Genomic DNA, 1,396 nt, shown 5'->3' with positions numbered 1-1,396 from the left:
CAATAATGGCGGTGGGTGCTATGGTAAAAGTTCATGAGTCTTCTCCCTTGTAGTGCTTGGTCGCCTTCCAGCTTAGCGGGCAACCGCTGGGCTGGGGAGAAGGCTCAATCAGTATCAATCGCAGGCACGGCGACGTCTTTTCCATTGCGGCTTCGCCTCCATTCCAAAGCCGCGCATGCTGCGGGCGTTAATGGCCAGGCACTTGTAGGTTTTTGGCTGGTGCCGTGCAAAGGCCTTGGCATCGGGATTGGTTGCAGTGCCCGCTCACTTTGGTGATGGCCAAGGCCGGAAAGTTCGCCGTCTGGTTTGGTTGCCAAAGTGGTCAGCGGTGTTGGTATTCATGGCGTGCCCCAGTCATGGGGCCGTCCGTCTCAAACGGTTATCGGGCTGGCAGCTTTTGCGTTCTGGTTCCTTTCGCCATCCGTCGAATTGGTGCAATCTGTCCGGGAGAGGGTATGCGGCACTTGGTTTTGGCTCAACCACGGTGGTGAACGGCCATTAACAAGGCGGTCAACCGGACGCCAAAAGCGTACCGCTTTCGGTTCCCTCCGCTGGCGCTCCGGCGCCGGTTACCTCAGCGTTAGATGAATATCTTATGAAGCTTCAGAAAATAAAATACGAAGAGTTGAATGCCAAAGCACAGGAGATGTTCAATTTCCATAAAGTAGCAGCAAAGTTGGCTGATTATGGATTTACATCAATGTGGCTGAATAACGACTGGGAAGGAGCTGATTTTTTGGCGGTCCATTGCGATGGCAGTACCTTTATTAAGGTTCAGTTAAAGGGTCGATTATCGTTCAGTCAAAAGTATCGTAACAAAAATATTCATATCTGTTTCATTAGCAATGGCGATGTTTACTTGTATCCTCATGATTTGATACTCGACAAAGTCGAATCAAAAATATCGGATAAGACTTGGATAAGCCAAGGCACATGGTCAACCTCAAAATTGAGTGTTGAGTTCAAAAAAATTCTGACAGAGTATTTGCTTTAATCTGCGTCATCTAACAAGTCGTTCAAGCCGACCGCGCTACGCGCGGCGGCTTAACTCCAGCGTTAAACCTCTTTCCGACCTAGGTGCCATGTGCAAAAAACCATATATAGAAATTTATTAAATAGACTTGAGAAATCAAATTATAGAAATAGATCTCAAAATCTTTGTTGCTTTTCAGCTCAGAAAGGTAGCCTTTACAATAATAATCTCATGGTTGTGGGGCGGGCTGTAAACGATTGGGGCAATATATTTCAATTAGAGGACATCCAATCAGATTCCTGAATCCGTGAGTTCAACCGGCTGAAACTGTATCCAAAGCCTGCAATAACAAAGCCTTGGGCGATATAATAGCACCTGACATCCATTCACCCAGTCAGTGCATTTAGTTCATGCGTACTTTCA

Annotated in this window: 1 protein-coding gene; it reads left to right on the top strand. The window is 47.0% G+C overall.

Translation table 11 applies throughout. The annotated features are described in order from the left end of the window. Positions 1–595 precede the first annotated feature (595 nt). Entirely contained in the window at positions 596–994 is a 399-nt protein-coding gene (locus LWH94_RS19125; RefSeq protein ID WP_232903299.1) for a hypothetical protein, read from the top strand. Positions 995–1,396 lie beyond the last annotated feature (402 nt).

Source organism: Marinobacter sp. G11 (genome assembly GCF_021282325.1).
Classification (GTDB): Bacteria; Pseudomonadota; Gammaproteobacteria; order Pseudomonadales; family Oleiphilaceae; genus Marinobacter; species Marinobacter vinifirmus.
The sequence above is the reverse complement of the archived record's forward strand: the minus strand, read 5'-3'. Positions and strand labels throughout refer to the sequence as shown.

Excerpts from the sequence above, each read along its gene's own strand:
- LWH94_RS19125 (WP_232903299.1), top strand. The coding sequence starts at position 596 with ATGAAGCTTCAGAAAATAAAATACGAAGAGTTGAATGCCAAAGCACAG.